Below are 23,531 nucleotides of genomic sequence, written 5' to 3' on the forward strand. Positions count from 1 at the left end.
GCTGATCACAGCAGCACTTCTTCATGATGTAGGAAAGACAAGAGAACTTTCTTCTTTTCCACTGAATGATTATACAGACGAGGGACAGCTTCTGGGACATATTATAATCGGAGCACAGATGATTCATGATCTGATTAAGGAGATACCGGACTTTCCACTGGATCTGGAGAACCAGCTGGTACATTGTATCCTGGCACATCATGGCGAACTTGAGTACGGTTCCCCTAAGAAACCTGCTATGGTAGAGGCAGTTGCTTTGAATCTTGCAGATAATACAGATGCCCGCATGGAGACTCTTACCGAGATTTTTGCGGCAGATAAGAGCAAGAAAGAATGGCTTGGATTTAACAGAATATTTGAATCTAACTTAAGAAAGACAGGAGAATGGTAATCTTTATGGAGTATCGTAAGAATGATATTGTTACGTTAAAGATTGAAGATTGCGGAATTGACGGTGAAGGTATCGGAAAGGCTGATGGCTTCACCGTTTTTGTCAAAGATGCAGTAATCGGAGACACAGTCCGCGCAAAAATCATGAAAGCGAAGAAAAATTACGGTTACGGAAGATTGGAGGAGATTATCACCCCATCTCCTGACCGTGTGGAGCCGAAGTGTCAGTTTGCAAGACAGTGCGGAGGCTGTCAGCTGCAGGCCCTTTCCTATGAGAAGCAGCTGGAATTTAAGACTTCCAAAGTCAGGGGACATTTGGAGAGGATTGGAGGCTTTACAGATATTCCTATGGAGAAAATCCTGGGAATGGAGCAGCCTTTCCACTATAGAAATAAAGCGCAGTTTCCAGTTGGAAAGTCAAAAGATGGCAGAATCATTACCGGATTTTATGCTGGTCGTACACATAGCATTATTGAGAATCGGGATTGTGCTCTTGGGGTAACACAGAATAAGGAGGTTCTGGACCGTGTGATCGCCCATATGGAGAAGTTCAACATCCAGCCGTATGATGAGAACACTGGCAAGGGTTTAGTGCGCCATGTGCTGATCAGATATGGCTTTTTTACGGATGAGATGATGGTCTGTCTGATCATTAACGGGGAGAAGCTTCCTGGCGAAGAGGCTCTGGTGAAATCTCTTTGTCAGATTCCGGAGACTGTCAGTGTGATGGTAAATGTGAATAAGAAGCGAAACAATGTAATCCTTGGGGAAAAGGTGCGGCTGCTCTGGGGACAGCCATACATTACAGACAAGATCGGAGAGATTTCCTATCAGATTTCGCCGCTGTCCTTTTTCCAGGTAAATCCTTACCAGACAGGGCGTCTTTATGGAAAAGCACTGGAATATGCACAGCTTTCCGGAAATGAGACTGTATGGGATCTCTACTGTGGAATTGGAACCATTTCCCTGTTTCTTGCACAGAAGGCAAAGATGGTGAGGGGCGTGGAGATCATTCCTGCAGCCATTGAGAATGCTAAAGAGAATGCATGTCTGAATGGATTTGCTAATACGGAATTCTTTGTGGGAAAAGCAGAGGAAGTGCTTCCAGAGCAGTTTGCCCGCACTGGTGAGCGTGCTGACGTGATTGTAGTAGACCCGCCGAGAAAAGGCTGCGACGAGACCTTGCTTTCTACCATTATCGAAATGCAGCCCGACCGGGTAGTCTACGTAAGCTGCGACAGTGCAACTCTGGCACGGGATTTGAAGTATCTTTGTGAAAGAGGCTACGAATTGAAGAAAGTCTGCCCGGTTGATATGTTCCCGAATACGGTGTCGGTGGAGACGGTAGTACTGCTTTCCCACAAAAAGCCAGACGGACATATCAACGTAAAAGTTGAGTTTGGCGAGGGTGAGGGAAAAGTTCCGCTTGATAATATCGCTAAAAGAGCCGAAGAATATAAGCCCAAAGAACGAGTGACCTACAAAATGATAAAGGAGTACATAGAAGCTAAATACGGCTTCAAGGTACATACCGCATATATCGCAGAGGTAAAAAGAGATTTAGGCTTGCCAATGTACGATGCTCCTAATGCGGTAGAGGAATTGAAACAGCCGAGGAAGCATCCGACAGCAGAGAAAGTGGAAGCCATAAAGGATGCGTTGAAGCATTTTGAAGTGATTTAATGAGGATAGGCGTATCATTAGAAATAGTGGTACGCTTATTTTTGTCCCTTTTTGCAGATTTGTCCTTTCCCCTGCTTTCCAATATAATGAAGCTAAAGAAGTGGAGGTGTGCTTATGAGAGAGAAATTTAATCATCTGTATTTGGATAGCTACGAAAGAAAACTTTTGATACATAGCCTTGTAGAGTTAAAAAATCAGCTCATACAGCAAGGCAGATATACGGATTGTGTTGACGAGCTTATTTTTAAGGTCATAAATGCACCGTCCAAGAGAATGAAAATTGAATATGTCTAAGGCAAATTTCAAAGCCGCTTATTCTTATTGATTTTAAGAGTAGGCGGCTTTTTTGCGTTCTCTGGTACTGTTTACATAGCCACCTTGACAAAGTGGCTAAATCTATGTGAAAGGAGGACGCATCTATGTCAAATTGCAAAGTGATTGCTCTGACTAACCAGAAAGGCGGTGTCGGAAAAACAACCACAGCAGTCAATCTGGGCGTAAGTCTGGTGCAACAGGGTAAAAAAGTCCTGCTGATTGACGCTGATGCACAGGCAAATCTCACGATGGCTCTGGGTTATAACAGACCAGACGATATTCCCATAACGCTCTCTACTGTGATGCAGAACATCATAGACGATAAAACGCTTGATGTTTCACAGGGTATTATCCACCACAGAGAGGGCATTGACCTGCTTCCGTCAAACATTGAGCTGTCGGGCTTTGAGGTAAGGCTAATCAATGCAATGAGTCGTGAGCGTGTGCTGAAAACCTATGTCAATGAGGTTAAAAAGAATTACGATTATGTGCTTATTGATTGTATGCCGAGCTTAGGGATGATAACCATCAATGCTCTGGCAGCGGCTGACAGCGTGATTATCCCTACACAGCCCCACTATCTCTCGGCTAAAGGTCTGGAGCTTTTACTTCGCTCCGTATCAATGGTCAAACGGCAAATCAACCCCAAGCTGCGGATAGACGGTATCTTAATGACTATGGTAATGCCCCGTACCAACATTTCTAAGGAAATTACGGCAATGGTCAAAAGTGCATACGGTAAGAAAATCAAGGTATTTGATACCGAGATACCTCATTCTATCCGTGCGGTGGAAGCTACCGCAGAAGGCAAAAGTATTTTTGCTTACGACAAAAGCGGCAAGGTTGCCGCAGCCTATGAGCAGTTAGGAAAGGAGGTGGCAGAGATTGGCGAGAAGCAGAGAAACCAAAATCGAGCTGACCGCATACGATGACCTTTTTCAGACGGACGAAAGCCGTGAGGAAGCAAAGCTAAGCAAGATACGGGATATTCCCATATCGGAGATTGACGAGTTTCCAGACCACCCGTTCAAGGTTTTGATGGACGAAGATATGGAACAACTTGTTGAGAGTATCAAGCGAAACGGTGTAATGACCCCTGCGACAGTTCGCTTAAAAGAGGACGGACGGTATGAGCTTATCAGTGGTCACAGGCGAAAAAAGGCTTGTGAACTTGCAGGACTTGAAACGCTGAAATGCGAGGTCAAAGAGCTTACCCGTGATGAAGCCATTATTGTTATGGTGGAAAGTAATCTCCAACGCTCTGTTATTTTGCCGAGTGAGAAAGCGTTTGCGTATAAAATGCGGTTGGAAGCTATGAAACGACAGGCAGGCAGACCCCCAAAAGAAAATGCGTCGCCATTGGCGACTAATTTATCAAAAGGGCGTTCTGATGAGGAATTAGGAGAACTTGTTGGAGAAAGCAAAGACCAGATACGCCGCTATATCCGTCTAACGGAGCTTGTTCCCGAAATCCTGCAAATGGTAGATGAAAGGCAGATTGCTTTTCGTCCTGCGGTTGAGGTTTCTTATCTGACCGAGGAACAGCAATACACCCTGCTTGAAGCAATGGAGTACAACGATGCTACCCCGTCATTGGCACAGGCTATCAAAATGAAGAAGTATAACCAAGATGGCAAGCTCAATTCCGAGGTTATCCAGTCCATTATGGAGGAAGAAAAGCCCAATCAGAAGGAAAAACCTGCTTTCCGTGACGAGAGGATAACCAAGCTCATTCCAAAGACTGTTCCCAGAGGGCAGGAAACGGATTTTGTTGTCAAGGCGTTGGAGTTTTATAACCGACACTTGCAGCGGAACAAGGCTCACGAGAGATAGCCACACACCGAGGGCGAGGTCTGCCTTTTTGAGTGGATAGCCATTATTTTGGCTTCCCCCTCTCCACACCTCACCCCTAACTACTGCCAGTAACTATCCGAGAAAAGAAATAATTTAAGCTGTCCATAACGGGCAGCTTTTTTTCGGTCAGTAAGGCAAAATATTCAATCTAAATTACAGGAGGTAACTATGAAAATCCCTAAATTGTTCAAAAAGGCTGCGGCTTTTGTAATGGCTGCGGTCACGGCATTATCTATAATGCCTGCGACAGCGTTTGCTGCGGGTGACATCGGGACAATTTCCTTTTCTCACACCTATGACAGCAAAGGTAATGCGATGAGGTACAATTCCAGTGCGAATATCGGTGGTTATACCGCAGGCGGAACAGGAAATTACAAGTACCGTATGTTTGTGGATGGCGAGAATGCGTTTTGTATTCAGCCGGGAGTACCGCTGAAAACAGGAAACACCTTGAAAAAGGCTTCCTCTGATACTTGGAACGCACTTTCAGCCAACCAGAAAAAGGCGGTTGGGCTTGCCCTGCTCTATGGGTATCAGGGCAACCGAAATAATCTGTCGGGAAGTGATGATGAAAAATGGCTTGCCACGCAGACTCTCGTATGGGAGTTTGTCACAGGCTGCCGTGAAGCCACAGGCTCATATAACCAGACAAGCACCACCGTTTACAGCCTGCACTTCGGTTCAAATTATGCCAACAGCGGAGCAAGGGAAGTGTATGACCAGATTGTTGCAATGCTGCGTGAGCATAACACCATTCCGAGCTTTATGTCGGGCGGTAAGAATGACATCACAAAGGAGCTTGCCTACAAGGACGGAAAGTACAGCATCACATTGACGGACAGCAACGGCGTCCTTTCCGATTACAGCTTTTCAAGCTCTGACAGCAATGTGAGTGTATCGAAGTCTGGAAATAAGCTGACAATCAGCTCCACCGTAGCTATCAGCGGTTCTGTCCGCATTACGGCAAAGAGGAACAATGTGCCGACTGTCAGCAGCAGTGCAAAGCTCATTGCCTATGGCGACTCGAACTTGCAGGATTTGGTAACAGGTGTGGAGAATGCTGATACCGTGTCTGCATATATCAATATCGAAACGCCGACAGGCACGATTGCCCTCAAAAAGACTTCTGAGGACGGAGTTGTGGAGGGCATCTCTTTTACAATCAAAGGTGATAACTTCAATAAAACAGTTAAGACAGGAAAGGACGGCTCTGTCTCCGTGGAGGGATTATTCCCTGGCACTTATACGGTCACAGAACAGTCTATTGACCGTTATGAGCCGCAGAAAACCCAGACTGTCACACTTATCGGAGGAAAAACCTCTACTGTGACCTTCAGCAATACTTTGAAGCGTGGCAGTCTGGAAATCGTCAAGACTTCCGAGGACAATCTGGTGGAGGGAATGAAATTCCACCTTTATGGCACATCTTTAAGCGGCTTGCCTGTTGACGAGTATGCCGTGACTGATAAAAACGGACTGGCTAAGTTTGAAAATGTCCTTATCAGTGGCGATACCCCGTATGTGGTTGAGGAAGTGGATACCGCAGTCCGCTATGTCGTTCCTGCTTCCCAGACAGCTCCGATTGAATGGAACAAGGTCACAAAACGCAGCTTCGACAATGTGTTGAAGAAATTCCAAGTGACTGTGACAAAGACCGATGCAGAAACAGGTTCTCCGCAGGGCAATGCTTCCCTTGCAGGTGCGGTTTACGGCATCTATAAAGGTGAGGAACTGATTGACACCTACACGACTGATGAAAACGGTCAGTTTACGACCAAGTATTATATCTGTGATAATGATTGGACTGTCCGTGAAATCAGCTCGTCCGAGGGGTATCTTCTGGATACCGCAATCCACAAGGTAGGTGCAGAACCAGAGCTATACACGGTAGAGCTGAACAGTACCGCAAACGATGTGAATGAACAGGTCATCAAAGGCAATATCGCACTCATCAAGCATACGGATAACGGGGAAACCCAGATTGAAACACCCGAAGAAGGTGCGGTATTTGAAGTGTTCCTCAAATCCGCAGGCAGCTATGAAAATGCAAAGGAAACCGAGCGTGATGTGCTGACATGTGACGAGAACGGTTTTGCCCAGACAAAGGATATGCCGTATGGCATTTATACCGTCCGCCAGACCTCTGGTTGGGAGGGGCGTGAACTGATGAAAGACTTTGATGTGTTTATCAGCAAGGACGGTCAGACCTACCGCTACCTTATCAACAACGCTAACTTTGAGAGCTATATCAAAATTGTAAAGAAAGATGCAGAAACAGGCAATACAATCCCGTATGCAGGTGCAGGCTTCCAGATTTACGACCCGAATGGAAATCTTGTGACTATGACTTTCACTTATCCCGAAGTGACGACCATTGACACCTTCTTTTCCATATTCTGGGCAATGTAGCCTTCATGGATAGTTGGCTGTTCGGTGATTCCCTGATCTGCAAAGCTGCGGTGATCAATGGTAGCATTTATCTGATTACGTGCAAGCATTTTATTTACGGCATCTGCCCAGTTTGCCCGCCAGATGCAAAGTTGTTCATCACTGTTCCATTGTTCGGAAATAGGATTCTGTCTGCCATATCGGCTGCTCTTGGGGTGTTTATCAATCCGTTCATATCCTTTTTCCTGTGCAACAGAGGAAGTCAGATATTCTTTCTTTTTCCCAACTTTATAGCGATATTGCTTTTCCCATCCCTGTTTCTGAGCAGTTTTAAATTCAGAAGCAGTAAATCCTTTTTCTTCTCCATTTTTGATACAGAGATATTCTTTTTCGGTTTTATACTGCCATGTTTCATTTTCATTTAGTGGTCGGACAGTAAGAAGAATGTGTGCATGGGGATTGTGACCATCTGTATTGTGAATGGCAAAATCAGCACACATCCCCATATCTACAAAATTCTTTTTAATAAAATCCTGAAGAAGAGAAATATTGCTGTCTTTATCTAACTCAACGGGGAGTGCGACAACAAATTCTCTTGCCAGTCGGCTGTCTTTGGTCTTTTCGTTTTCTTCCACAGCATTCCAGAGTTGTTCCTGGTCATTCCATTCCAATGGAGCCATTGGAGGAAGCATCACCTCCTGATAGATCAGCCCCTGCTTTCTGGTATAGTCATGCTGAATGCCATCATAATCATTGTACATGCGGCTACAGCTCATATAAGCAGAGGCAGCAACAGCAGACCGACCGGAACCACGGCTGATGACTTTGGCTTGCATATGATAAATTGCCATATCTGGTACCTCCTTTCGATGTTGTCTGCAACAGTGTATAAAGCCCTCGGCAGAGCGCACGAGCCCCGAAGGGGATACCACTGCCTGATTTATCAGGTGGTGAGTAAGTGCGCCCTTCGGGAGTAGAACTTGTGCGTTTACATTCCCCGTAGCCGGATCATCAGCTCCCGTTTCAGGGAATCTAAATCCATTTCTTTAATATGTGGAACAATACTTTCCAGAATGGCTCCTTCCTGGACTAATCGGTGTGTTCTGGCATCACGTTCTTTTTTCCGGTTTCTTGCTTCGGCTTCTTCCTGGCGGTGTCTTGCCTGTAAAAGTGCTTTTTCTTCCGGTGTCATGATTCTTTTATCTGCCATATCTGGCACCTCCTTTTTATGCCCGTATCCGGGCAGTTTTGGTTTTAAAATCTTTTGGTTTGGTACTATGGTTTTAGATAACTGACAGTGGCATATTTCTGGTAATAAATGAGGAAAGAAAGTAGTACCACTGTCAGTGAAAAGTAATCATTGTGTTATACTTCTTCGAGTCAATTCTGGTTCGGAGCATGATTGTTCAACAGGATTTTTTTCGCCTGTTTTAAATTAGCTGTTGCATTGTCCTGACGAATATTCCGGTTATTGATACGGACAGGAATACATCTCTCCAGAATACGGTCATAAATTCGTTTGTGTGCGATATCAGCGGCGTTATTCAGCTCGGATAAAGTGAGATTGGTCGTTATGATTAGGGGCTTTTTACTGCGGTAACGGCTGTCGATCACATTGAATACCTGTTCCAGTGCAAAGTCAGAGTTCCGCTCAATTCCGAGATCATCAATAATCAGAAGACTGTAGCGGTTTAAGCTGTTGATGAACTGGTTTCTGCCTTCAAAATGCATTCCGGTAAGGGTATTCAGAATCCGGGAAAAGATGGTCATCAGTACAGGAACGCTTTTTTCCAGAAGGGCATTGGCAATGCAGCCTGCAAAAAAAGATTTTCCAGTACCGACATCACCCCAGATGAGAAGTCCGGAAGCGTTTGCTTTCATCTCTTCCCAGTTGCTTACATAATTGTGTGCCAGTTTTATTTCCGGATTGATGCCGTGCAGGTTGGTGTCTGCTGTCAGAAAGTCCGTCATGTGTTCACCTCCAATCAGTTATTCGCCAAGAAAATCCCAGTCTACATCACTATCTGGCTGTGAATTTTCAGGTGTTGGAAAGGACGCCCTGATTTGGGGCTCCCTTTGCGCCATGCCTGCAGTCAGTCCGGAAAGAAAAAGTGACAATGCCTGTTTCAGAATGTTTTCCACTGCATCTACAATCTGTTTCACAAAAAGTTCTTCCCGTTCTCTTGTTTCCAGATAAGGATCAGCCTGTGTGCGGTAGTAGCGGTCAAAATAATCTACCAGTGCAAGAGAGATTACCTGACTGTAAGATTTAAAATCCTGCCTGTCCATCGTCTGTAAATATTCCCAGGCTCTCCGTTGCTGTTCTTTGTCCAGATTAAAACGCAGGTTTGTGTTGCGGATATTGTTTTGCATGGTTTATTCCCTCCTTTTCAGGCTCATATAAGCCAGGGTTTCATAGGCTTTGATTCCGGTTGGCTGACGGTGTTTGCTGTTTTCATATTGCCGTAGCCATGATCTACAGCAATGATTTTGGTGTTTCTGAGTTCTCGCATAAAAATACCTCCGTTTTCGTATTGATTGATTCAGCAGGTCGTACCGGTGTGGTACTGCTCTGCTGTGGGATAAGCATACGAAAATCGGAGGAAAAGGCATTGAGGGGAAATTGAGCTAGAATTGAGAAAAAGATATATTGTGCTTACGTTCTGCATGTACTCTTGTTATGATTTCATTGTTTTTTATCGTATAATATGAATACTGGAGATGGTTTGGATGAAATACAAGATTTTAGTTGTCGATGATGATATATTTATTTGACGAATAGTTGAATATAACGGTGGGCAATTTGCCCGCCGTAAATTATGCTTATTTTGTTAAAAGAACGGATATATTTTTTTCGATGGAAAATCCAATCTGTGGATATTCCGCTTTTAGCTTATCAACATTCAATCCTTTTAAGTTTATCCCTGCCTGCTCAAGTACATGCCTTGCGTAAAAAGGCTGACATGCTTTTCATGCCGGATGCTTTGAATTTGGTAGTGAGAATGTACTGCTCATCATCGCTGAGATAAAATTGCACCGGATTGGTGCGGCTTCTGTTTGCCATTGAGTCATGACACAGGCAGTGCTTGCTATTCTTGATTAGTTAAAGGCTTTTAACTTTCCTGATTTTAAAATAATACCGATCAATAATATCTTGCAATGTAATGGATTTCATTTTTTCATCTACCATATTTTGAATTTCATGATAGAAGTCCCCAATAGCGAATTGAATGTTGATACCGATTCCACAATCCGGATTGGTATCTGTGTCCAGGTGAAGCAGCGGCTTATCGCCCTCTACAGCTCGGTAGATGTCATACATATTGATTTTATCTGCCGATTTTGCAAGAGCGGCATTCGCATGACCTTGTGTGTTGACAACAATGCCTGCATTTTTCAGGGTTGCCATAAGTTGTCTGACATAAGCCGGGTTTGTCTTGATACTTTCTGCAATTTTTGTGCTGGAGAGTTGTTCGTCATCTCCAAGAGCAATAAATATAAGAATATGAATGGTGTCACTAAGCTTTGTGGAATATTTCATTTGTCACCTCGAATTTTCTTCTTGCAATTTTTAAACTTACATGATAATATGACTTTAATGCTTGATGTAAATTTAATTTTAACAAGTAAAAAAATAAAAGTCAAGCAAAATAAAAAGTGTGGAATCTGATATAAAAAAGGAGATAAAGTGGTGTATGCAAAAGGAGGAACAAGTCAGTTTTCTGGCGGGAAAGGAAATGTGATGAAGATGAATGTATATCAAGAGATAAGTCAAATCATCAAAGAAGCAGATGGTATTTTGATTGGAGCCAGTAATGGTTTGTCTATCGCAGAGGGATATAATATTTTTGCAGATGACGCATGGTTTCAGGAAAATATGGGAGATTTCAGAGAAAAATACGGACTGCGCTGTGTTTTACACGGATTTTCAGTGCCAATGAAGGTAGAAGAAAAGTGGGCGTTTGTAAGCAGACTTGTTAAGGCAAAAGCTATGCAGGATGAGCCGAGTGAGATTATGAAAAACATCTATGCACTAGTAAAAGATAAAGAATATTTCGTAGTAACTTCCAATGCGGAGGATCATTTTGTGCCGGCAGGTTTTGAGGCAGACCGTGTTTTTGAAATGGAAGGGAAATTAACCCAGATGCGGTGCAAGAACAGATGTCATGACGAGGTCTATCCTAATCAAAAAGCAGTTCTCGCCATGACAGAAGAGGAAGTAAACGGAAGAGTACCCAAAGAGTTACTGCCGAAATGTCCAAAATGCGGTGGAGATATGGAAGTAAATTGGGGTGAGATGTCCTCGTTTACAGAAACGAAAAATTGGAAGGAAAAGGATGCCCGCTATCAAGAATTTATTCAGAATTTACATGGAAAGAAGCTGGTAATTCTGGAATTTGGCATTGGTTGGAGAAATCAGATGATTAAAGCTCCTTTGATGCAGCTAGCAGCAGTAGAACCACAGGCAAGATATATCACATTTAACAAGGGCGAAATTTACATTCCAGAGGAAATCAAAGAAAAATCCATCGGTGTGGATGGTAATCTTACGGTAGCGTTAAAGGAAATCAGAAAGGGAAGGATAGACTAAGTAAGGTGGTTGAAGATATTACAGTTGTGAGATAGGAGAATGAAAAAAATGAGCTGTTATGAAAATTTGGTAATGAAAACACAAATGAACTATTCCAGACACTATAGTACCTATGCATCCGGCGGTACTGCTGTAGTGTTGAGCAAACAAAAACCACTTCCTTACGAGGAACAGATTCAGGAATTTGTTCGCAGAGTGCAGGAGGCAGAGTGTATCGTAGTAGGCGGAGCATCCGGTTTATCAGCGGCTGGAGGTGGTGACTTTTATTATAGTGATACCCCTTCTTTTCGTGAGCATTTTGGAAAATTTGAAGATAAGTATGGATTCAAAGGTGCTTTTAGCGGAATGATGCATCGGTTTTCTACAAGAAATGAACACTGGGGATATGTGGCAACCTTTTTAAATACTACACAAAATGCTCCTATCAGAGAGCCATATCTGGATTTGGATAGAATCTTGCAGGGAAAGGATTTTCATATCTTAACGACTAATCAGGATACACAGTTTGTAAAGATTTATCCGGAAGAAAAGGTCAGTGAGATTCAGGGAGATCATCGTTTCTTCCAGTGTTCCCAGTGCTGTCAGGATGAAACATGGGATGCCGTACAACCTGTGGCAGATATGATTGCGGCTATGGGAGAGGGGACAATGGTGCCGGATGAACTGATTCCTCGCTGCCCTCATTGTGGTGCGGAAATGTTTCCGTGGGTAAGAGGATATGGGAATTTTCTGCAAGGGAAAAAATACGAAGAAGAATATGAGAAAATCTCAAAATACATTCAAAAGAACAAAGATAGAAAAATTCTCTTTATAGAACTTGGAGTAGGGCGCATGACACCGATGTTTATACAGGAACCGTTTTGGGAACTGACAAACAGCTTGAAAGATGCATATTATATCTCCGTAAATTCAGAATATCAGTTTTTGCCGGAATTCATTGAAGATAAGGGGATTGCTATTTTGGGAGATATAGGAACAGTGTTAAAAGATTTGTGGAAAGCAAAAGAGGAAAGTGCATTTGTATAGGATACTTGTTCTTGATATTCCACTTAATGGAGAAACATTTGAATGTGGGGAAGGAGAACATGTACAATGTTTTGTGTCAGCCCCTCCGAAATTATCCATAACTGCGATCGTGAAATACCTGAAGGGGATCTCCGGCAGGAAACTTTTCGAACGTTTTCCGGAAATAAGAAACCAGCTTTGGAAAGGGGAGCTGTGGAACCATTCCTATTATGTGGAAACGGTCGGATCTGTATCGGAAGAAAACATCCGCAGGTACATCGAACATCAGAGCAAAGCTTACTGATACGATGGAGGAGAGGAAATGCTTCTGTCAAAGAAAACATCCATAAAGGTCAGCCGGGAATATGCGAATCTCATCGGACATATGTGCTATGCAGCATCCAAGCTTTGGAATGTCTGTAATTATGAACGTCAGCATTACAAAGAAGCGGGTATGGGGCAGTATCCGGACTGGTATTATCAGAAAAAGCCCATAAAGAGGATCTGTGGTATAAACAGCTCCCGTCCCAGACTGCCCAGGAAGTCTGCAAGCTGCTGGACAAGGCATGGAAGTCTTTTTATGCCTTGAAAAGATCCGGGGGGATCGAGACTCCCAGACCGCCGCGGTTTAAGCAAGAAAGTATCCCCATTACCTATATGCAGATGGGGATCGTGCATGAGTGGGATACGGGTAGAGTCCGTCTGTCTCTTCCAAAGACATTAAAAAAATATATGGAAGAAACATATCAGATCCATGAAAACTTTCTTTACCTTGAAAATAAGATTTTCAGGGGCATGGATCAGATCAAACAGCTGCGGATCTATCCGCCGGAGAAGGGAAGCTGTAAAATTATTGTTGTTTATGAGGTCCCTGACCAGGAAGAACTTCCACAGAACGGACATGAACTGTCTATTGATCTGGGGCTTCACAACCTTATGACGTGTTATGATTCCGAAAATGGGAAGGCGTTTATCCTGGGCAGGAAGTACCTTGAATTGGAAAGATATTTCCATAAAGAGATCGCAAGGGTGCAGGCCCAGTGGTATGGGCAGCAGTCCGGAAAGGGAGTAAAGCATCCGGTCACATCAAAACATATCAGGAAGTTATATAAGAGAAAACAAGACTCAGTAACGGACTATCTGCACAAGATCACAAGATATCTTGTAGAATACTGCCGGGAAAAAGGGATCACCTGTGTCGTTGCAGGGGATATCCGGAACATCCGGAGAGAAAAAGACCTGGGACACAGGACAAACCAGAAGTTTCACAGTCTGCCGTATAACAGGATCTATATCATGCTGGAATATAAGCTGAAAAGATATGGGATCCGTTTTATAAAACAGGAAGAAAGTTATACCAGCCAGTGCAGTCCTCTGTCACCGGAAGTAGGGAAAAGATATGCGGAACCGTCCAACCGGAAAGAGAGAGGATCATATAGGGATGGAAACAGAGTCTATAATGCAGATGTGGTAGGCGCATATAATATCCTGAGAAAATATCACTCCGTATCCGGCATAAAAAGAGAACTGTCCGTAACCGGACTGAAAACACCGGAAATAATAAAAGTAGCTGTATAGCTCTAAAGAGCAAACAGTAGTGGTGCCATGGATGCACCCTGAAAAAGGCGGTATCCCGCCTTAATTCAGATGCTCTGGTAACTCAGTTACCGAGTAATTCACGACTGATTTTAGCCTGACCAGTCATCCAGCGGCAAACCAGACTGTTGTCCATTGAAAAATCCTGATTTGCCGGATCATCCATAAAATCTTCAAATAATTCGTATAAAAAATCAGGCTGACTCATTTGATTACTTTCGCTGATATGATTTTTTAAGCAAGTGCTAATAGAAGAAAAATCGCATCGATTCAATAGAAATTCCCCTTTCGTAGTTAAGATTAAGTATATCTATCATAACGCGAACATACATTCGATTCAAGGAAACGAGGATAGTTTTAAATTGATTGTGTCAATTTACAATCAATTTCTATTCAATGTGGTTTTTCGGCAGGTTCTGTAAAATAAGCTCAGATCAAAACAATAACGGGAGGAGCTTATGCAACAGAATATTGAATTTGAGCGGTGCATTGATTTTCTGGTACGGATGATTGATAAGTACGGCGCTGAAGTCCTCCGGGAGTTGGAGAAAGAAAAACAGAATAAGGAAGAAAAAGAAGCGGCAATTTCCTGAAATACAAAATGTAAATCAGACTGTCGCTTTTTCATGTATTTTTAAATCAAATAAATTCTAAAAGCTGATAAAAAAGAATGATAATTTGGAGAAAAATAGCATAGAATAATTTTGAGCTGATATGACAGAGAATGTTTTGGCGTATTGACAGGACATTTAAAATGACGTATACTAAGCTCAGTGATCGTTCTGTAGAAACTTGAGAAGCCTACAGGCGGGGGAGAGCCTGCGGGTCTCTCCCTCTTTTGTTTTAAGGAGAAATGAGATGCAGACACCGAAAAAATTCTCTTCTTTTAGTGACCAGGTTTCCTGGATCACTGATGAAAAGGGAATAAAAATAAAAGACGGAGAATATGCGGAAGAGATGTTACGCCAAATAGGATATTTTCCTCTTATGGGAGGATATAAACATCTTTTTAGAATATCAAACACAAAAAAATATAAAGCAGGAACAAGTTTTGAAGAAATAGTCAGTCTGTATAAGTTTGATGCAGAGCTTAGAGAGTTGTTCTTTAAATATTTACTGCAGATTGAGCGGCAGATGCGTTCTTTGATGTCATATTATTTTACTGAAATGTATGGAGCAGAGCAGAAGCAGTACCTGGATGCTAATAATTATAATAATACAAAAAGAAATCATACAACAATCGTAAAGTTGATAGCGACCTTGAAACGGGCAACAACGACCACAGATTATACATATATCAACTATTACCGCAAGACATATGGTGAAATTCCATTATGGGTTTTGGCAAATGTACTTACGTTTGGAAACTTATCAAAAATGTTCCGAGTGTTTCCGCAGTCCTTAAAATCAAAAGTATCAAAAAACTTTGAACCTTTGAATCAGCATCAGATGGAACAGTTTCTATCTGTTCTCACTAAGTATAGGAATGTATGTGCCCATGGGGAACGACTGTTTACATACAGAACAGTAGATGCTATTGCGGATACACCGCTTCATAAAAAACTTTCATTACCACAGAGCGGTAATCAGTACGAAAAAGGAAAACAAGATTTGTTTGCTGTGGTGATTGCTTTTAGATATCTATTACCGGGAAAAGATTTTCTGGAATTTAAAAGAAAGCTCATAAAGGAGATTGACCGAGTAAACAGAGAGGTAGAGCATATAAGTGAAGTTGAATTATTGAATAAAATGGGTTTCCCGAAAAATTGGAAAAATATTACCAGATACCATTTAAATTAAAGAAATATCCTCTAAGAGATAGTGAAACACCTATTGTCTTAGAGGATTTTTTATTGAAGAATTTTAATATTCAAGAGTTTGTTTTTTCCTTTTTGAGAATGGAACAGATGAGGTACAGTTTGTACTGGTGTTCAAGCTTTCCAGATTCGGTCGTAATGCGGCAGATGTTTTAAATTCTTTGCAGAGGATGCAGGATTTTGGAGTGAATCTGATCTGTGTAGAAGATGGAATTGACAGCTCAAAAGATAGTGGAAAGCTGATGATTTCTGTTCTGTCTGCGGTGGCAGAGATTGAACGAGAGAATATCCTTGTTCAAACAATGGAAGGACGTAAGCAGAAAGCCAGGGAAGGGAAATGGAACGGCGGGTTTGCTCCTTATGGTTATGAATTGGTAAATGGAGAATTGCAGATTGCAGAGGATGAAGCGGAAATTATTCGTCTGATCTATGATAAATTTATTCATACTAATATGGGAATCTCTGCGATTGCTGCATGGCTGAACCAGCATGGATATAAAAAGAAAAAACGACAGAATAATACACTGGACGCATTTGCCGCATCATTTATAAAAGGCGTTCTGGATAATCCGGTATACTGTGGAAAGCTGGCTTATGGACGAAGGAAGAACGAGAAAGTTTCTGGAACAAGAAATGAATATTGCATTGTAAAACAGGAAAATTATATGCTGCACGATGGTATCCATGAAGGGATTGTTTCAGAAACAGACTGGGAGCTGGCTCATCAAAAACGGGAAAAAACAGGTGTGAAATATGAAAAGACACATAGCCTCGATCATGAGCATATTTTATCCGGAATATTGAGATGTCCGTTATGTGGAAGCGGTATGTATGGAAACGTGAACCGAAAGAAAAAGAAAGACGGAACCTTATATAAGGATTATTTCTATTATGCCTGCAAACATCGTCGCCTGGTAGATGGTCATAAATGTGGATATCGTAAACAATGGAGCGAGGAGAAGATTAACAATGCAGTGGAAGAAGTTATTCGGAAGCTGGTGAAGAATCCGAAATTTGAAGAAGCAATTCTGAATAAAATCGGTTCAAGAATAGATACAGAAGAAATAGAAAAAGAGATTGAAGGACTGGAAAAACAGCACAGGCAGCTGACTGGAGCAAAAGGAAGACTTGGACAGCAGATGGATAGCCTGGATATCATGGATAAATTTTATGAGAAGAAATATCAGGATATGGAGACAAGGTTATACCGTTTGTATGATGAAATTGAAGGCGTGGAGAATAGTATAGAAGAAGTTAAGAATCGCCTGCTGAATATCCGGCAACAGAAAATATCAGAAGAAAACGTCTATCAATTTCTTTTATATTTTGATAAACTATATGATAAGTTCACCGACCTGGAGAAGAAAGAATTTCTTAACAGCTTTATGGAACAGGTGGACATTTACGAGCAGGAGCAGCCAGATGGCAGATTCCTGAAGCACATAAAGTTCCGTTTTCCGGTGTATTTCGGAGACAGGGAGACACAGGAACTTTGTTGGGACAACGAAAGTACCGTTGAAACTGTATGCTGCTTACAAAAAATATGAGAAAAGCCGAAAGGGCACTTGCTTCCAGAATTTCTGGAAAAGGAGTGCCCTTTTCTGATTTTTTTTGACTTTATATATCTGATAAGAGCTTTCACCAGAAATATTCCCAGCATCATAAATGTTGTTAATGGTCAATTTCGAAGCCAATCCGGCAGGCTATGTAAAATAAGCTCAGATCAAAACAATGACGGAAGGAGCTTATGCAACAGAATATGGAATTTGAGCGGTGTATTGATTTTCTGGTGCGGATGATCGATAAGTACGGCTATGAAGTCCTCCGGGATACGTCAAGGGATATTTCAAGGGATACTTCAAGGCATATTTCAAGGTATGCCTTTTGGGACCTTTTGCCGTTCTTACATTGACGGAAAAAAGACGCAGAGGTATAATAAAAAGAAGTTTACAGTCTTTTTACTATTAAAGTGGAGAGAGCGCATGAAATATAAAAGGATGAGGAAAAATGACAACCAAATACGAATTTAGAGACATTCTTCCAGAGGAGTTAGATCAGGTGATTCAGATCGAGCAGATCTGTTTTCCGCCAAATGAGGCCTGCTCTGCCAAGAGTATGAGAGAACGAGTGGCAAATGCACCAGAGACATTTATGGTTGCAGTGGATAAAGAAACAGGTAAAGTTGCCGGCTTTCTCAATGGGGTGGCAACAGACGAAGCAGTATTTCGTGATGAATTTTTTACGGATAGTACTCTTCACAATTCGGAAGGAAGGAACATTATGCTCCTTGGTCTTGATGTTCTTCCGGAGTATCGCCACCAGGGGCTTGCCCGTGAAATCATGACACAATATGTGGAAAGAGAACAAAAAAGAGGCCGCGAATGCCTGTATCTGACCTGTCTGGATAACAAAGTAGAGATGTACAAAAAAATGGACTACACCGACAACGGAATTTCCGGTTCCGCTTGGGGCGGGGAAGAATGGCATGATATGAGCAGGAAAATCAGATGATCCGGCTTTAGGATATTGCGGATATGGCGGGAGTGAGCAGGACTACCGTATCAAATGTAATAAATGGTAATACGAAAAGAGTTTCCCAGGCCCATGGAATGTAATCCTTGCAGGATTCCTTTGTAGGAGAACTTGTAGGAACCATTCAGATGGAAACTGAAATGAAAGGATACTATGTCATGTTGATCGGAGGGGAGAATATCCAGAATGTGGGAGTGGATGATTATTCAGGCGGCTACCAGATTGGAAGTGCTTCTTATCTGCTTGTTCTGCTTCCAGTACTGATCGTGTATATTTTCTGCCAGAAATGGATCATGAATGGTGTAGTAGCCGGTGCGGTTAAATAAAGAAAACAAATATAGAATATCAGGAGGACAGCCAGGAAATGAAGAAGAACTGGTGGAAAGAAAGTATTGTATACCAAATCTATCCAAAAAGCTTCAATGACAGCAATGGGGATGGAATTGGTGATATCAGAGGAATTATAGAGAAACTTGATTATCTGAAGGAGCTTGGGGTAAATGTTCTGTGGATCTCACCTATGCTGGAGTCCCCACAGGATGACAACGGCTATGATATTTCAGATTATCGCAGAATTTACAAAGATTACGGAACCATGCAGGATTACGAGGAGTTGCTTTTTCAGGCGCATGAGCGTGGAATCAAGGTGCTGATGGACCTGGTTGTAAATCATACTTCAGACGAACATCAGTGGTTCCTGGAGAGCAAAAAGTCTAAGGATAATCCGTACCGTGACTATTACATCTGGAAAAATCCGGTGGACGGAAAAGAGCCAAATAACTGGGGCGGTGCATTCGGCGGTTCTGCATGGGAATACGACAATGAGACACAGATGTATTACCTGCACCTGTTTTCCAAAAAACAGCCGGATCTGAACTGGGAAAATGAGAAAGTGCGCCAGGAAGTTTACGATATGATGAAATTCTGGTGTGACAAGGGAATCGACGGCTTCCGTATGGATGTGATCAGTATGATTTCAAAGGATCAGGCTTTCCCGGATGGAGAAGTGAAAAGCGGCCTGTATGGAGATTTCGGTCCATACAGCGTTCACGGTCCGCGGGTCCATGAATTTTTACAGGAAATGAACCGTGAGGTATTGTCCAAATATGATATCATGACAGTTGGGGAAACTTCTGGTGTTACCATTGAAGAGGCACAGAAATATGCCGGGGAAGACAGTGGCGAGCTGAATATGGTGTTCCAGTTTGAACATGTAGAAGATGCTTCCCCGCATGCGAAGTTTGGCAAATGGACCACTGACAGATATGACTTTAAGGCTTTCAAAAAGACGATGATCAAATGGCAGGAGAAACTTCAGGGAAAAGCATGGAACAGTCTTTTCCTGGGAAATCATGATCAGCCAAGAAGCGTTTCCAGATTTGGAAATGACAATCCGGCATACAGAGAGACTTCTGCGAAAATGCTGGCAACCTGTCTTCATATGATGCAGGGAACTCCTTATGTATACCAGGGAGAAGAGCTTGGCATGACAAACGCATATTTCCATAAGCTGGAAGATTATAAGGATATTGAGAGCATTCAGTATTATACAGAGCTGACAGATGCAGGGCTGATGGAGCCGGATTACATGATGAAATGTCTGATGCTCAGAAGCCGTGATAATGCAAGAACACCTATGCAGTGGGACGGTTCAGAAAAAGCAGGTTTTACAGATGGGGAGCCGTGGATTAAAATAAATCCAAACTGTAAAGAAATCAATGCAGCCAGCCAGCTGGATGATCCGGATTCCATTTTCCATTATTATCAGAAGCTGATCGCGCTTCGCAAGGAGAAAGAGATTATTGTGTACGGCGAGTTTGAACCGCTTTGCCGTGAGGATGACCAGATTTTCGCATATATGAGAAAGCTGGATGAGGAAAGACTTCTTACAGTCTGCAATTTCAGTGAGCAGTCTGCAGAATTTGAAGTTCCTGCAGAATTTGAAGGTTCCCGGTGCCTGATTACAAACCTTGACCGAAAAGTATTTGCGGGCAAGGTCGTGCTGAAACCTTATGAGGCATTTGTGTTATATAAATAAACAGGTTACTGGACGCGAAGCAGACAGCAGCAAAAACAGACTGAAAGGGGCAAAATTTCTTGCCCCTTTTTATGAAAGACGAGGAAGAATGTTATGATCAGAAAGTTCAGATACGGTGCTCCTTTTAATACGGAGGCGCTGACAGAGGAGATTGAGACAGCGGATGGTGCTTTTCCGTATGGGAAGATCAGCCTGGAGAGTGGCTTTGATTTTACTTATGTGATGGATGAGGAGGATATTGTCTACGGGCTTGGAGAGGCCAACCGTGGAATCAACAAAAGAGGTTACTGCTACATCAGCAATTGTACCGATGATCCAAACCACACGGAGGACAAGCGCTCCCTGTATGGTGCCCACAACCTTATTATCGTAAGTGGAAAGACAACCTTCGGTCTATTTTTCGATTATCCGTCTGAACTGACCTTTGACATTGGGTACACCAGAATGGATACCCTGAAGGTGACATGTGCAGATGCAGATCTGGATGTGTATGTGATCGGGGGTGAGTCTGCTTATGACATTGTAAAGCAGTTCCGTCATGTGATCGGACGCAGCTATATTCCGCCGAAGTTTGCATTTGGCTTTGGGCAGAGCAGATGGGGATATAGCACCAAGGAGGATTTTCGCAAGGTGGTAGCCGGCTATCGTGAGAATCACATTCCTTTGGATATGATCTACATGGACATTGATTATATGGATTCCTATAAGGACTTTACTTTGAATCCGGAGAATTTCCCTGATTTCCCGGATTTTGTAAAAGAGATGAAAGACCAGGAGCTTCGTCTGATCCCCATTATTGATGCCGGTGTAAAAGTGGAAAGCGGCTACGATGTTTACGAGGAAGGTGTGGAAAAACGATACTTTTGCCAGCGGGAGGACGGAAGCAATTTCGTGGCAGCCGTATGGCCGGGAGACACTCATTTTCCGGATTTCCTGAACAAAGATGCCAGAAAGTGGTTCGGAGACAAATACAGCTTCTTGATCGATCTGGGAATTGAAGGCTTCTGGAATGATATGAATGAGCCTGCCATTTTCTATTCTTCAGAGGGAGTGGAAGAGGCAAAGAAGCTTGCTGGTGAATTTTCTCAGGACAAAGAAGGCAGGATTCCTGTTTGGAAAATGCAAGGTAAGCTAAATGATATTGCAAACAATCCAGAGGATTACCGCAGATTTTATCACAATATAGATGGCAAAAAGATTCGTCACGACAAGGTACATAACCTGTTTGGCTACAATATGACAAGAGCGGCAGGTGAGGCATTTGACCGCATTGACCCGGAGAAGCGTTTTCTGATGTTTTCCCGTTCTTCCTATATTGGAATGCATCGTTATGGCGGAATCTGGATGGGAGACAACAAATCCTGGTGGTCACACATTCTTCTGAACCTGAAAATGCTTCCATCTCTGAATATGTGCGGATTCCTTTACACAGGAGCGGACCTTGGCGGATTTGGCGCGGATGCCACAAGAGACCTGGTGCTTCGCCATATGGCACTTGGAGTGTTTACTCCTCTTATGCGCAACCATTCCGCAATTGGAACCAGGGAACAGGAATGCTATCAGTTTGAGAATATTGAAGATTTCCGAAATGTGGTAAATGTAAGATACCGCCTTGTGCCCTATCTGTACAGTGAATACATGAAGGCTGCTTTAAATGATGACATGTATTTCAAGCCCCTTGGGTTCGTCTACCCGGAGGATAAGATGGCTGTCCGCGTGGAAGACCAGCTGATCCTTGGAAATGAGATCATGATTGCACCGGTCTATGAGCAGAATGCAAGAGGACGTTACGTTTACCTGCCGGAAGAAATGAAGTTTGTGAAATTTCTGGCAGACGGAAGCATCTCTGAGGAGGTTCTGGAAAAGGGTGTTCATTATGTGGAAGTTGCGCTGAATGAAGTGCCCCTGTTTATTCGAAGCGGTAAGTGTATTCCGGTTGCAGAGGCTGCGGAGTGCGTGAAGGATATTGATACTTCCATGCTTACCATGTTAGGATATGAAGACAGCAGTTATACTTTGTACGAGGATGATGGCGTGCATAAGGAGTATGATAAGGCTGAGAATTATAGAGAATTGAAAAAATAAAGGAAAAATTTACTTTGAGTGTGTTAAGGTGACAGGGTTACTGTTCACAACCTGACCCAAAACCGGAGCTGGACATCAATTTCCAGCTCCGGTTTTTTCAGATACCATATCGATAACCCACACCGACAGAATCAATCCCAGCATGATCGCACCAGCCTTTTCCCAGTCATATTGATTCATGGAAAAAATAAGGGGCGCTCCGATTCCGCCGGCGCCTACTAGACCGAGAACGGAAGCTTCACGGAGGTTCACATCAAACCGATAGAGGATGATAGAAGTGAAAACTGGCTTCAGCTGCGGCAGAACACTGTGACAGATGGCGGGAAGAGGACGGCCTCCCATGGCCAGCAGCGCATGATAGGGACGAAGGTCCAGGGCATCTAGTGCTTCTGTAAACCTTTTGGTGAGAAGTCCGATACTGCACACGGCTAATGTCAGCACTCCTGTGAAAGCTCCCGGCCCGGATACCCGGATGAAGACCAGTCCATACACCAGAAAGGGCACTGAGCGGATGGCCATGATCACCAGGTTAAAAAGAACGGATACAGGAGCTGGCACAAATCGTTTCGTATTCAGAAAAGCCAGCGGTGCAGATACAATGGCTCCGATCACAGTTCCAATAAAAGCAATGCACACGGTTTCCAACAAAAGATATCCAAGTCCGTCTTTTTTCGCAGAAAAAAAGAAGCTCCAGTCCGGATGGAGAAAACCTGCGAACATATTTCGTAAAGTCTGTGGACTGGTCCGGGAAAAATCCGGTGGGGAAAGAGTAAACGTGCAGATTAGAAACAGGGCGGCAAGAAACAGAAGCAGTAGCCTAGCCTGCTCTTTTTTTATCATGCTCTCTTTTCGAATCAAAGCTGTCAGATACCTGCTGAAATATTCAATCACACACACTGTGAGAAACAGCATCAGCAGAATGGCTCCAACCTTGTCATACTCCAGCCAGGAAATCTTTTCATTGAGAAGCAGCCCGATCCCACCAGCTCCCACATATCCCAGAATAGAGCTGTGCCGTACATTGGTCTCCAACAGGTAAAGGGCATTGGTGAGAAATCCAGAAATGATCTCTGGTAAAATTCCATGGATATAAGCTGTATATTTCGAAGTACCCATCGCCCGAAGTGCCTGATACGCTTTTTTTCCGGCGGCACTGGCATCTTCATAGGTAAGCTTTGTCATAATGGCAAAGGTATATAAGGTGATGGCAAAAGTACCTGCAAATGTTCCAAGTCCG

At 43.0% G+C, this 23,531-nt stretch carries 23 protein-coding genes and 3 pseudogenes; 19 read left to right on the top strand and 7 right to left on the bottom strand.

Annotated features, from left to right (window positions below; genetic code table 11):
• From AB5642_RS16655 to AB5642_RS16680, 6 genes are all read left to right on the top strand, one after another.
• Positions 1-391, top strand: a 391-nt coding sequence (locus AB5642_RS16655; protein ID WP_368371766.1) for an HD domain-containing protein, incomplete at its 5' end; no start/stop codon positions are given.
• Positions 392-396: 5 nt separating this feature from the next.
• Complete coding sequence (rlmD, locus tag AB5642_RS16660) at positions 397-2,073, top strand: 23S rRNA (uracil(1939)-C(5))-methyltransferase RlmD (RefSeq protein WP_368371767.1); 1,677 nt, start codon at positions 397-399, stop codon at positions 2,071-2,073.
• 114 nt (positions 2,074-2,187) lie between these two features.
• Positions 2,188-2,367, top strand: coding sequence for a hypothetical protein (locus AB5642_RS16665; protein ID WP_118445739.1), 180 nt, complete (start codon positions 2,188-2,190; stop codon positions 2,365-2,367).
• Positions 2,368-2,492: 125 nt separating this feature from the next.
• Positions 2,493-3,320 carry a ParA family protein gene (locus tag AB5642_RS16670; protein ID WP_368371768.1) on the top strand — a complete coding sequence of 276 codons (828 nt, stop codon included), beginning with the start codon at positions 2,493-2,495 and terminating at the stop codon, positions 3,318-3,320.
• Positions 3,274-4,221 carry a ParB/RepB/Spo0J family partition protein gene (locus AB5642_RS16675; protein ID WP_101105956.1) on the top strand — a complete coding sequence of 316 codons (948 nt, stop codon included), beginning with the start codon at positions 3,274-3,276 and terminating at the stop codon, positions 4,219-4,221. Before AB5642_RS16670 ends, AB5642_RS16675 begins: the two co-directional genes overlap by 47 nt.
• A 405-nt stretch (positions 4,222-4,626) precedes the next feature.
• The gene (locus AB5642_RS16680; RefSeq protein WP_368371770.1) at positions 4,627-6,651 is read left to right on the top strand and encodes a SpaA isopeptide-forming pilin-related protein; all 2,025 of its coding nucleotides are present in this window, start codon (positions 4,627-4,629) and stop codon (positions 6,649-6,651) included.
• On the opposite strand, the pseudogene mobQ reads toward AB5642_RS16680, so the two are convergent.
• From mobQ to AB5642_RS16705, 5 genes and pseudogenes are all read right to left on the bottom strand, one after another.
• Positions 6,624-7,481, bottom strand: a pseudogene (mobQ, locus tag AB5642_RS16685) (MobQ family relaxase); the annotation flags it as partial. The gene AB5642_RS16680 and the pseudogene mobQ sit on opposite strands and share 28 nt — an antisense overlap.
• A 137-nt stretch (positions 7,482-7,618) precedes the next feature.
• Positions 7,619-7,840, bottom strand: coding sequence for a DUF3847 domain-containing protein (locus AB5642_RS16690; RefSeq protein WP_005362330.1), 222 nt, complete (start codon positions 7,838-7,840; stop codon positions 7,619-7,621).
• 170 nt (positions 7,841-8,010) lie between these two features.
• Positions 8,011-8,565, bottom strand: a pseudogene (locus AB5642_RS16695) (ATP-binding protein); the annotation flags it as partial.
• Between the two features lie 54 nt (positions 8,566-8,619).
• Positions 8,620-9,003: an adenylate cyclase gene (locus AB5642_RS16700; RefSeq protein WP_173718222.1), complete on the bottom strand. Its 384-nt coding sequence runs from the start codon at positions 9,001-9,003 to the stop codon at positions 8,620-8,622.
• Between the two features lie 730 nt (positions 9,004-9,733).
• Positions 9,734-10,171, bottom strand: a complete 438-nt coding sequence (locus AB5642_RS16705) for an Rrf2 family transcriptional regulator (RefSeq protein ID WP_055052657.1) — start codon at positions 10,169-10,171, stop codon at positions 9,734-9,736.
• Positions 10,172-10,321: 150 nt separating this feature from the next.
• On the opposite strand from AB5642_RS16705, the gene AB5642_RS16710 reads away from it, so the two are divergent.
• From AB5642_RS16710 to AB5642_RS16730, 5 genes are read left to right on the top strand one after another with little or no spacing between them, the layout of a single operon-like run.
• The gene (locus tag AB5642_RS16710; RefSeq protein WP_272105086.1) at positions 10,322-11,221 is read left to right on the top strand and encodes an NAD-dependent protein deacetylase, SIR2 family; all 900 of its coding nucleotides are present in this window, start codon (positions 10,322-10,324) and stop codon (positions 11,219-11,221) included.
• Between the two features lie 48 nt (positions 11,222-11,269).
• Entirely contained in the window at positions 11,270-12,247 is a 978-nt protein-coding gene (locus tag AB5642_RS16715) for an NAD-dependent protein deacetylase (protein WP_243252105.1), read from the top strand.
• Positions 12,234-12,530 (top strand): IS200/IS605 family transposase, encoded by a 297-nt coding sequence (tnpA, locus tag AB5642_RS16720; protein WP_272105085.1) that lies wholly within the window; start codon positions 12,234-12,236, stop codon positions 12,528-12,530. Before AB5642_RS16715 ends, tnpA begins: the two co-directional genes overlap by 14 nt.
• Positions 12,531-12,548: 18 nt before the next feature.
• Entirely contained in the window at positions 12,549-12,815 is a 267-nt protein-coding gene (locus AB5642_RS16725) for a hypothetical protein (protein WP_243252100.1), read from the top strand.
• Positions 12,731-13,804 carry a transposase gene (locus AB5642_RS16730; RefSeq protein ID WP_243252107.1) on the top strand — a complete coding sequence of 358 codons (1,074 nt, stop codon included), beginning with the start codon at positions 12,731-12,733 and terminating at the stop codon, positions 13,802-13,804. The genes AB5642_RS16725 and AB5642_RS16730 overlap by 85 nt, the downstream gene beginning before the upstream one ends.
• Positions 13,805-13,886: 82 nt before the next feature.
• Here AB5642_RS16730 and AB5642_RS16735 read toward each other — a convergent pair whose 3' ends face one another.
• On the bottom strand, positions 13,887-14,096 hold the full coding sequence (locus AB5642_RS16735) for a hypothetical protein (RefSeq protein ID WP_173718203.1): 210 nt from the start codon (positions 14,094-14,096) through the stop codon (positions 13,887-13,889).
• A gap of 184 nt (positions 14,097-14,280) precedes the next feature.
• On the opposite strand from AB5642_RS16735, the gene AB5642_RS16740 reads away from it, so the two are divergent.
• The 8 genes and pseudogenes from AB5642_RS16740 (at position 14,281) to AB5642_RS16775 (ending at position 22,294) form a co-directional block, all read left to right on the top strand.
• A complete protein-coding gene (locus AB5642_RS16740; RefSeq protein ID WP_020993589.1) occupies positions 14,281-14,415 on the top strand; it encodes a hypothetical protein in 135 nt (44 codons plus the stop codon).
• A gap of 265 nt (positions 14,416-14,680) precedes the next feature.
• Positions 14,681-15,622: an Abi family protein gene (locus AB5642_RS16745; RefSeq protein ID WP_173718224.1), complete on the top strand. Its 942-nt coding sequence runs from the start codon at positions 14,681-14,683 to the stop codon at positions 15,620-15,622.
• Positions 15,623-15,746: 124 nt separating this feature from the next.
• Positions 15,747-17,186 carry a recombinase family protein gene (locus AB5642_RS16750; RefSeq protein WP_330590199.1) on the top strand — a complete coding sequence of 480 codons (1,440 nt, stop codon included), beginning with the start codon at positions 15,747-15,749 and terminating at the stop codon, positions 17,184-17,186.
• Between the two features lie 460 nt (positions 17,187-17,646).
• Positions 17,647-18,150 carry a GNAT family N-acetyltransferase gene (locus AB5642_RS16755; protein WP_173718225.1) on the top strand — a complete coding sequence of 168 codons (504 nt, stop codon included), beginning with the start codon at positions 17,647-17,649 and terminating at the stop codon, positions 18,148-18,150.
• 23 nt (positions 18,151-18,173) lie between these two features.
• A complete protein-coding gene (locus AB5642_RS16760; protein WP_237925672.1) occupies positions 18,174-18,254 on the top strand; it encodes a LacI family DNA-binding transcriptional regulator in 81 nt (26 codons plus the stop codon).
• Positions 18,255-18,401: 147 nt separating this feature from the next.
• Positions 18,402-18,497 (top strand): annotated as a pseudogene (locus AB5642_RS16765) (carbohydrate ABC transporter permease); the annotation flags it as partial.
• A gap of 38 nt (positions 18,498-18,535) precedes the next feature.
• A complete protein-coding gene (locus tag AB5642_RS16770; RefSeq protein ID WP_173718226.1) occupies positions 18,536-20,209 on the top strand; it encodes an alpha-glucosidase in 1,674 nt (557 codons plus the stop codon).
• A gap of 93 nt (positions 20,210-20,302) precedes the next feature.
• Positions 20,303-22,294 (top strand): TIM-barrel domain-containing protein, encoded by a 1,992-nt coding sequence (locus AB5642_RS16775; protein ID WP_173718227.1) that lies wholly within the window; start codon positions 20,303-20,305, stop codon positions 22,292-22,294.
• 75 nt (positions 22,295-22,369) lie between these two features.
• On the opposite strand, the gene phnE is transcribed toward AB5642_RS16775, so the two are convergent.
• Positions 22,370-23,531 (bottom strand): phosphonate ABC transporter, permease protein PhnE (phnE, locus tag AB5642_RS16780; RefSeq protein WP_368371769.1); only part of this gene is annotated, 1,162 nt, incomplete at its 5' end.

Source organism: Ruminococcus sp. 1001136sp1_2201st1_G3_2201SCRN_220225 (genome assembly GCF_040924365.1).
Taxonomy (GTDB): domain Bacteria; phylum Bacillota; class Clostridia; order Lachnospirales; family Lachnospiraceae; genus Blautia_A; species Blautia_A faecis.

Excerpts from the sequence above, each read along its gene's own strand:
- AB5642_RS16670 (WP_368371768.1), top strand. The coding sequence starts at position 2,493 with ATGTCAAATTGCAAAGTGATTGCTCTGACTAACCAGAAAGGCGGTGTC.
- AB5642_RS16705 (WP_055052657.1), bottom strand. The coding sequence starts at position 10,171 with ATGAAATATTCCACAAAGCTTAGTGACACCATTCATATTCTTATATTT.
- AB5642_RS16755 (WP_173718225.1), top strand. The coding sequence starts at position 17,647 with ATGACAACCAAATACGAATTTAGAGACATTCTTCCAGAGGAGTTAGAT.
- AB5642_RS16715 (WP_243252105.1), top strand. The coding sequence starts at position 11,270 with ATGAGCTGTTATGAAAATTTGGTAATGAAAACACAAATGAACTATTCC.
- AB5642_RS16665 (WP_118445739.1), top strand. The coding sequence starts at position 2,188 with ATGAGAGAGAAATTTAATCATCTGTATTTGGATAGCTACGAAAGAAAA.
- AB5642_RS16770 (WP_173718226.1), top strand. The coding sequence starts at position 18,536 with ATGAAGAAGAACTGGTGGAAAGAAAGTATTGTATACCAAATCTATCCA.
- rlmD (WP_368371767.1), top strand. The coding sequence starts at position 397 with ATGGAGTATCGTAAGAATGATATTGTTACGTTAAAGATTGAAGATTGC.
- AB5642_RS16740 (WP_020993589.1), top strand. The coding sequence starts at position 14,281 with ATGCAACAGAATATTGAATTTGAGCGGTGCATTGATTTTCTGGTACGG.
- AB5642_RS16680 (WP_368371770.1), top strand. The coding sequence starts at position 4,627 with ATGTTTGTGGATGGCGAGAATGCGTTTTGTATTCAGCCGGGAGTACCG.
- AB5642_RS16775 (WP_173718227.1), top strand. The coding sequence starts at position 20,303 with ATGATCAGAAAGTTCAGATACGGTGCTCCTTTTAATACGGAGGCGCTG.
- AB5642_RS16725 (WP_243252100.1), top strand. The coding sequence starts at position 12,549 with ATGCTTCTGTCAAAGAAAACATCCATAAAGGTCAGCCGGGAATATGCG.
- AB5642_RS16745 (WP_173718224.1), top strand. The coding sequence starts at position 14,681 with ATGCAGACACCGAAAAAATTCTCTTCTTTTAGTGACCAGGTTTCCTGG.
- AB5642_RS16700 (WP_173718222.1), bottom strand. The coding sequence starts at position 9,003 with ATGCAAAACAATATCCGCAACACAAACCTGCGTTTTAATCTGGACAAA.
- AB5642_RS16690 (WP_005362330.1), bottom strand. The coding sequence starts at position 7,840 with ATGGCAGATAAAAGAATCATGACACCGGAAGAAAAAGCACTTTTACAG.
- AB5642_RS16760 (WP_237925672.1), top strand. The coding sequence starts at position 18,174 with ATGGCGGGAGTGAGCAGGACTACCGTATCAAATGTAATAAATGGTAAT.